Here is an 8,623-nt window from a genome sequence, read left to right as displayed (position 1 = left end):
TTTGATGACGAGCCCAGCAGTTACATCAAACTCGGCGCGGGAAGCTTTAACGCAACGAGCGCTGAAGCTGGCGCCGAAACCCAGCTTATTGATGGTGTTTTGTCCGCACGCGGCGCATTAAGCTTTAAACGTGACGACGGTTACGCTGAAATTGTCGGGCGCAGTGAAAATGGCGCGCAAACGGATTTTCAAGGTGCTCGCCTCGCGTTTCATTTGTCCCCCAACGACACTTGGGACGCCGTTTTGAAATACACCGTGTCCGGCAATGACGCCCTCAGCACACCGGCGCGAAATGAAGGCCGCACCGATCTGCTCGGCGCGCCAAATTCAGATTACAACGCCTACTCGCGCCAAAGTCGCAACTTAGATTTTCACGAGACCGAGGCCAATGAGGTTGGCGCTCTGATTACTAATACCGAAATTCTCGGTTTAACCGTCACCTTCGCCGGCGATAAATTTTCCATCACCTCGGTATCGTCCTACTATGACGCCGACTACTACCAAAAAGCGGATACCGATGGCTCGCCAAATGATTTGCTAACGATCACTTGGTCATCCGACACCATCGGTTACAGTCAAGATTTGCGCTTCTCGTCGGAGTTCGATGGCATATTCAATATCATCGCCGGCGTTTATTTTGGTTATGAAGATCAATATATGCACAATATCTATGACATCTTTGATACCCCACCAGATGTTCGGGTCGGCGTCGCAAAACCGGACACCGCCCAGCAGTATCCGTTTTTACTGGATTACGGCATGCTCGATCAGCGCATGGAAACCCAAAAAACCAGCGTAGCGGCCTACTCGCAAATGCGTTTTGATTTTACCGATCGCTTCGGCATGGATTTAGGTCTGCGCTACACCAAAGACGGCAGCGAGCAAAGCTACTTCAACATCTCTCGGGTCGGCTACGACGGCAGCCCAAGAGGTACTTACGTTCCCGGCAACAACACTGGTGTCGACGATGCCTATATTTCGCTACCGCTGTCACAGTCACAGCTCATAGACATACTTGGCGACCCAACGCTGCTGCTAAACCTCCTTAATGCGGGCTACACCCACGGCCCCTACACGCTGGACTCAGCCCCCAGACTCGAGGCTAACGAAGCTGAATGGACTGGTAAACTTGGCTTTGACTACCGTATAAACGAAGATGTAATGGTTTATGTAAGTGCGAGTCACGGTTACCGCAGCGGCAGCTTCAATGGCGGCGCATATTACCTCGCCCGCCCGATTGAGACCGCTTATGCGTCGCCCGAGTATATCGATGCACTGGAAATCGGTTTCAAAGCCGATCTCCTCGACAACAGCATGCGCTTGAACGCAGCGCTATTCTCCTACGATTACACCGACCAGCAATTTATCAACGTAGTCGGTTTCTCTAACTTCTTAGAGAATGCCGGTAGCTCCCAAATTGCCGGTGCAGAAGCTGAATTGTGGGCGCGTGTAACCGAAAAGCTCACTGTGCAAATCGGTCTCGGCTACTTACAAACCGAGTTCTCTGAGCTGACACTAGCCAATACCGAAACCATTGCTGACGCAGATGATCGGGTTGACCTAAGCGGCAATGAGCTAATCTCAGCACCCAAACTGAACTACAGCATTTCGCTGGATTACGATATTTTGGTCACGGAAGCGGGCTACCTAACCACCAACCTAAATGGCAACTTCCAAGATGACCAGTGGTATAGCGCCTACAACGATCAATACGGCTACGGCGCCATTCGCCAAGACGCCTATTGGCTGTTCAATGCTCGAACCAGCTGGCACGCCGCCGACGACAGCTACTCAGTGTCACTGTGGGTAAAAAACCTAATGGACGAAGAGTACGATAGTTACGCGATCAATCTACAGGCAGGCTTCGGTCACGATAACTATCTCGCCGGCCCACCGCGGACCTACGGTGCTGAATTCACTTATCGTTTCTAAGCCCCCTTCGGAAGCAGGCCACGCAAGGACGCGGCCTGCTCCACACCACTTACTACTGACGTTGATACCCAGCCCATCATCCGCCTCAAGCAAACGTACCGTTTTATAAGTCGATTTCAGCAAGCGCAATGCAGGTATAAGCAATACTCTGTCCTAGCGGCAGGCCTGAACACCGACATTTCAAAAAACCCTTTCAAAACAATGTGTTTTCACAAGAATAGGTTAAGCTCGGTAATGGCCGCAAACTTATGCGGGCGCATTACAGTGATTATTGCCACAAAGGTTTGTCGCCAAATGCCAATATATTCACTGTAAACTTAGGTACTGTCCACATACTGCAACTTTGCTCAATAACAAAAACAATATTTGTACCAACTGGAAGGATCATTTGCCCATGCAAAAACGCCCTATTTCGTCCTCGTGCGCGCGTAAAGCGCTATTGCGAAACAGCCTGTATTTGGCCATTGCCGCCACCACAGCCAATACTGCGACTGCTGCAATGCTAGAAGAAGTACTGGTTACGGCGCAAAAGCGCAGCCAGAGCACTCAGGATATCCCGGTAGCCGTTACCGGCATGACCGACACCCAGCTGGACAAATACGGCTTTGAGAACGCCAGCGATATCGCGGCGCAGGTTCCCAACATGCAAGTCAGTGGCCCCTATGGCGACATTCAGCCGATCTTTTCGATCCGTGGCGTCAGCATGTCTGACTACAGTTCCAACCAAGCCAGTCCAATTGGTGTCTACGTAGACGAGACCTATTTAGCACCGGTTTACAGCCACGGCGCTAACTTTTTTGACATCGAACGCCTTGAAGTACTACGTGGCCCCCAAGGCACCCTCTACGGCAAGAACACCACCGGTGGCGCCATAAATATCATTACCCGCACGCCGCAATTCAGTGATGAGCCGAACAACTTCATCAAACTCGGCGTGGGTAGTTACAACGCCACGACGGCCGAAGCTGGCGTCGAAGGTGTAGTAATAAACGACATACTCGCCGCACGTGCCGCGGTAAGCTTCAAACGCGACGACGGCTATGCCGAAATTGTGGGTCGCGACGAAAACGGTGCTCAAACCGATTTCCAAGGCGGTCGTCTGGCCCTCCATTTCGCTCCTAACGATGCCTGGGATGCCGTATTCAAATACACCGTATCCGGCAATGATGCGCTGAGCACCCCGGCCCGCAACGAAGCTCGCACCGACCTGCGTGGCAGCGGCATGGAAGGCGACTCCAACGGCTTTATCGACTACACCGGCTACTCACGCGGTTCACGCAACTTGGACTTCAATGAAACTGAAGCCAATCAAGTCGGTGCGCTTATCACTAACACCACGATCACGGGCCTTACCCTGACCTTTGCCGGCGACAACTACTCGATTACGTCGGTATCGTCATACTACGACGCCGACTATTATCAAAAGGCCGATACCGACGGCTCACCCGACGACATGCTCACTATTACATGGTCATCCGACACCGTTGGTTATAGCCAAGACCTGCGCTTTTCCTCTGAATTCGACGGCGTCTTTAATATCATTGCCGGCGTTTATTACGGCGCCGAAGATCAGTACATGAACAATCTGTACAGTGTCTTCCAAACCACACCAGATCTTCGTGTGGGCTTTGCCAAGCCAGACACTTCCCAGCAGTACCCCTTCCTATTGGATTTCGGGATACTCGACCAGCGCCTAGAAACCCAAAAGGCCAGCGCCGCAATTTACTCGCAAATGCGTTTTGACCTAACAGACCGCTTTGGCATTGACCTTGGCTTGCGTTACACCAAAGATGACAGCACACTGTCATACTTCAACATCTCACGAATTGGCTACGATGGCAGCCCACGAGGCACCTATGTGCCCGGCAATGAAACCGGTGTTGATGAAGCCTACATCTCCGCCCCACTGTCACAGTCACAGCTAACTGATTTGATAACTGACCCAACTAAGCTGCAAACGTATACCAATGCAGGCTATACCCATGGCCCCTATACCTTGGATTCTGCACCCGAGCTCGAAGCCAATGAAGCCGAGTTCACAGGTAAACTCGGCGCTGACTATCGCATAAACGAAGACATCATGGTTTACGCCAGTGCCAGTCGCGGTTACCGCGCGGGCAGCTATAACGGTGGCGCCTACTATCTAGCTCGGCCGCTGGAAACCGCCTACGCCTCACCAGAATACATTGAGGCACTGGAATTAGGCTTTAAGGCTGACTTGCTAGAGAATACTATGCGATTGAACGCCGCATTGTTTTCTTACGATTACACCAACCAACAGTTTATCAACGTCGTTGGTTTCTCCAACTTCCTCGAAAATGCTGGCGGCTCAACGATCCAAGGTTTCGAAGCAGAATTGTGGGCGCGAATTGGTGAGCGGCTAACCGTGCAAATTGGCCTTGGCTACTTAGAGACTGAATACACTGAGCTGACCCTCGCCAATACCGAAACCATCGCCGACGCCGACGACCGTGTTGACCTAAGCGGCAACGAACTAATATTGGCGCCAAAGCTGAATTACAGCATCTCCCTAGACTACGACGCCCTGATTACCGAAGCGGGTTACCTGAGTATCAACGCCAACACCAACTTCCAAGACGACCAGTGGTTTAGCGCCTACAACGATAAAAATGGCTACGGTCAAATCAGCCAGGAAGCTTACTGGGTCTTCAATGGTAGAGTAAGCTGGCACGCCTCAGACGACAGCTACACCGTGTCAGTGTGGGGTAAAAACCTCGCTGATGAAGAGTACGATGTCTACGGCATTAATCTGCAAGCCGGCTTTGGCCACGACAATTACCTCGGTGGACAGCCCCGTACTTTTGGCGCTGAAGCAACTTACCGCTTCTAATTATTTGTGTCAGGTAACTGACGCCGAAGCTAATAAGCGCGCAGGAACGCGCTTGTTAGCTAGCACTAAACTCCTCTGCAACACCACCCCACACCCAAACACCACGATTAAGCTGCGATATCTACGTATTGAAAGCTTCTGCGCAATATAGGCATTATGGTCATCAGTGTATTCATCCATTCTGGTCCAGAGCCGGAATAGGAGCCAAAAATCTATGAGTCAGCAAAAACGTGGGAACATCAATCCCAGCCCGATCTCTCTTGGCCAATTATTAGTGTCTGGTGGTTTCATCCACACTGGCACCCTACAACAGGCCCTAAGCACCCAGCGATGGAGTCACCGCCTCCTTGGCGAAGTCCTCGTACAGCGCAGTGAACTCAGTGAAGTCGAAAAAAAGGCAATTCTGAACCTGCAAAAAAAGCTCTCGACACACGCGCAAGTACTAAAGCCCGATGGCAGCATGCCGCAAACCTTGCAGCTCAGTCTTGGCCAACTTCTTATAGAAAACGGCGAAATCACCCAACAGCAACTCGACACTGCATTAGCCGAGCACAGCAGCAAACATCGCCGTCTTGGTGAGGTGCTGATTGAACAGCAGCTGCTCACCCCAGTCCGCTTGGCAAGCTGGCTACAACTGCAAAAGAAACTAATTAGCGCCGCAGCTGTGACCGCGTGGATGATGGCGGGCAGCTGCAATGTTGCCGCCGATGAAAATCAGCCAAGCCTCTGGCAAAAATTTATCTCGGGCAAATTAGTCTTAGAAAAGACCAGTGATTCACAACACGCCTGGGGGCAGCAAGGCAAACAAAAACTGGCGGGACTGAGCATAAAGCATCGCGACTTAAGCGAATTGAGCCGCAGCAGCGACGGCACCCTGACACTCAGGTTTGGCCAAAAAGGCTTAAATATCGTCAAACGATTTTGATTTATTCTGGGCGCCCAGCCTGCAGCGCCCGCTTTAGCATCAAGCCTCAATCTTCCTCATTAGCCTCACGAATCCGCTCGCGGCGCTCGGCTTCTTCTTCCATAACAGCCTTTATCTCCATTAACACCGCATCGACATCGGCGGCTTCGCCGCTGTCTTCAAACAAGCCCGTTAACTCGGTGTCTTCATTGAGTTCGCCCTCTTCATACAGCGCCCAGATTTCATCCGCGTAACGGGTTTGCAGGAGCTCCGGCGCGTATTGACCGTAGTACTCGGTCATATTGTTGACGTCCCGCGCCAACATACTCTGGGCGTTATTGTTACCCGCAGCGTCCACCGCTTGGGGTAGGTCAATTATCACTGGGCCGTATTCATCAACCAAGACATTGAATTCGGATAAATCGCCGTGCACTAGCCCGGCGCAGAGCATTAGCTTGACGTAGTGCATTACCACAGCATGGTCTTCTATAGCTTGCTCTGCTGACATTGACACGTCATTTAACCGCGGTGCAACGCCACCCTCTTCGTCGGTCACCAACTCCATAAGCAGCACGCCATCGAAACAGCCATAGGGTTGCGGCACCCGCACACCGGCTTTGGCCAAACGGTACAAGGCGTCGACTTCAGCATTGTGCCAGGCGTCTTCCTGTTGCTTACGGCCAAATTTAGAGCCTTTCTCCATGGCGCGCGCACGGCGACTGTTACGGACTTTACGACCTTCCTGATACAGCACCGCTTGTTTAAAGCTGCGCTGCGCAGCTTCTTTATAGACCTTGGCACAGCGAATCTCGTCGCCGCAGCGCACGACAAAGACCGCCGCTTCTTTGCCGCTCATTAGGGGCCGCAGCACTTCGTCAACAATGCCATCATCAATCAGCGGCTGGATACGTTTGGGTGTTTTCATTGCGCCCTTTTTGGGGTCTGGATCAAGACCATTGAATAATAGCTGAAAATCAGCACCGTTAAGCTCATTGTAAACGGCCACGCCAATTTAGGCGATCAACGCTACATTCAGAACGAGTACGGATAAAGCTTAATTGGTTTTCTTTACGAAGGCACTGATAATGACAATGCGCGTACCATTTACCCGGCCTTCAATATGCTCAGGATTATTGGTAAGCGAGATATTGCGCACTGGGGTTCCGCGCTTAGCAACAAAGCTGGTGCCCTTAACATCTAAGTCTTTAATCAGCACCACGGAATCACCCGCGGCGAGGCGCGCACCATTACTGTCAAGGCACGGTTCGCTATCATCACTGGGAGCAGCCTCAGTCGCTATAGCCCAGGCCTTAGTCTCCTCGTCGAGATAGACCATTTCCAATAAATCCTGAGCCCACGGCTGATCGCTCAAGCGCGTAAGCAGGCGATACGACAGTACCTGCACGGCGGGGATAGCGCTCCAAACACTGTCATTCAGGCTGTGCCAGCGATTCACATCCAGCTCACTGCCGTCAGCCAATTGCTCTCTGCACAGCTGGCAGCTCATCACACAGCGCTCGGCATCGGCATCGTCGTAGGGCGCCACTGGAAATACCGCCAAATGCTCAGCAGAGGAACACAGCTCACATTTGGAGTCGCTGCGTTGCATCAAGGCCTGTTCGGTGTTCATAACTGCGATTCCACGCTAAAAGCGAGGTATTTTACGGGCAATAGCAATGAGAAACGACCTAAAAATGCCCGTGAAAGTGGTTCCTTTACGTTTCGAGTGAGGAGTTTATCGCCAAGCACTGCTACTACAGCGCTTGGCAATAAAAATACTTAGGCCGTTTTATTTTCCCAGTCGTTACTCGGCTTCGCGTCCGTCGCAACCGCTGAGGACTCTTCGACTGAGCGCAGCTGGGGGGTATCGTGCTTTTTCACTTGGCTTGCACCAATGAACTGACCACCGGATTCAATAACCAGCTCCCGCACTTTGATTTCACCGCTCACTTGACCTGAAGCAACAATTTCCAAACGGTCGGCATCCACCTTGCCATCAAGAATCCCACTAACCAATACGCGCTTGGCGCTGACATCCCCGGTATAGCGACCACTACTTCCAATCGTCACATCGCCCTCTGAGTTCAGCTTGCCTTCCATGACGCCGTCGAGGTGAAAATTATCGCTTAGCTTGACGTCGCCGATAAGGGTGGTACCAGCTGCGACCACCGTCGTTCGGGGGCTATTGTCTGTTTTCTTAGTGATTTTGCCAGAGAATCCCATTTTATTTTTTCCTCGCGAGTAAAAAGTACGTCGTAATTTTCCCAAGACCACTCCATAAAGGGCCCAGGAGCTAAACGCCGGTGCAAATGCCGTACCTCATAATGCAGGTGGGGCGCACTGGACATCCCTGTGTTACCGCTATATCCCAATAAATCGCCCTGCCTAACATAGTCACCGAGACTTACCGCTGTTTTGTTGAGATGACCATATAGGGTGGTAAAGCCAAAATTATGATTCAACTTAACCATCCGCCCAAAACCATTGTTGTTCATACCCGCCCACTCCACCACACCGTCGGCCGTGGCATAAACTGGCGTACCAATACTGGCCCGCAAATCCGCACCGCCGTGCAGCGCCATACGCCCGAGTACTGGGTGGTTACGCATACCAAACCGGCTGGTAACATGCGCATCGGCAAGGGGGTAGCCGCTGGGGATGGTGCTGAGCATGAAGCGCTTTTCAGACGCGGTTTGGCTGGCGGTATCTAAGCGTTGATAAAGTGCGGCTTCAGGCTCAGGGCTCAAGCCAATCATGGTTTCAATGGTGCCCAGTTCATCGCTCATTACCGACAAGGCGGCGACTTTTTCTTCTACCGTGGCTTGCAGGAGCTTTTGCTGATGCAATAAGCTCTCATTCTTTTCCTTAACTAGAGCTTGGTAGGCTTGTAACTCGAGAACCTCGCCGTTTAAGCTATCGAGCTTATAGGAAAGAAA

Annotated in this window: 7 protein-coding genes; 3 read left to right on the top strand and 4 right to left on the bottom strand. The window is 51.8% G+C overall.

Features of this window, described 5'->3' with window-relative positions; genetic code table 11:
• The 3 genes from ABYT30_RS11765 to ABYT30_RS11755 all read left to right on the top strand — a co-directional run.
• Positions 1-1,932: TonB-dependent receptor (locus tag ABYT30_RS11765; RefSeq protein WP_373096625.1), on the top strand; the 1,932-nt coding region annotated here is incomplete at its 5' end.
• A 394-nt stretch (positions 1,933-2,326) separates the two neighbouring features.
• Positions 2,327-4,783: a TonB-dependent receptor gene (locus ABYT30_RS11760; RefSeq protein WP_373079739.1), complete on the top strand. Its 2,457-nt coding sequence runs from the start codon at positions 2,327-2,329 to the stop codon at positions 4,781-4,783.
• Positions 4,784-4,997: 214 nt separating this feature from the next.
• Entirely contained in the window at positions 4,998-5,708 is a 711-nt protein-coding gene (locus tag ABYT30_RS11755; RefSeq protein ID WP_373079737.1) for a hypothetical protein, read from the top strand.
• 46 nt (positions 5,709-5,754) lie between these two features.
• Here the strand turns inward: ABYT30_RS11755 and ABYT30_RS11750 are convergent, their stop codons facing one another.
• From ABYT30_RS11750 to ABYT30_RS11735, 4 genes are all read right to left on the bottom strand, one after another.
• The gene (locus ABYT30_RS11750; RefSeq protein WP_373079789.1) at positions 5,755-6,612 is read right to left on the bottom strand and encodes a PA4780 family RIO1-like protein kinase; all 858 of its coding nucleotides are present in this window, start codon (positions 6,610-6,612) and stop codon (positions 5,755-5,757) included.
• Between the two features lie 129 nt (positions 6,613-6,741).
• Complete coding sequence (locus ABYT30_RS11745; RefSeq protein ID WP_373079735.1) at positions 6,742-7,317, bottom strand: PhnA domain-containing protein; 576 nt, start codon at positions 7,315-7,317, stop codon at positions 6,742-6,744.
• 149 nt (positions 7,318-7,466) lie between these two features.
• On the bottom strand, positions 7,467-7,856 hold the full coding sequence (locus tag ABYT30_RS11740) for a polymer-forming cytoskeletal protein (RefSeq protein ID WP_373096623.1): 390 nt from the start codon (positions 7,854-7,856) through the stop codon (positions 7,467-7,469).
• On the bottom strand, positions 7,814-8,623 hold an 810-nt coding region (locus ABYT30_RS11735), incomplete at its 5' end, for a M23 family metallopeptidase (RefSeq protein WP_373096621.1). The genes ABYT30_RS11740 and ABYT30_RS11735, both read right to left, overlap by 43 nt.

Source organism: Zhongshania sp., assembly GCF_041623545.1.
Lineage (GTDB): Bacteria > Pseudomonadota > Gammaproteobacteria > Pseudomonadales > Spongiibacteraceae > Spongiibacter.
The sequence above is the reverse complement of the archived record's forward strand: the minus strand, read 5'-3'. Positions and strand labels throughout refer to the sequence as shown.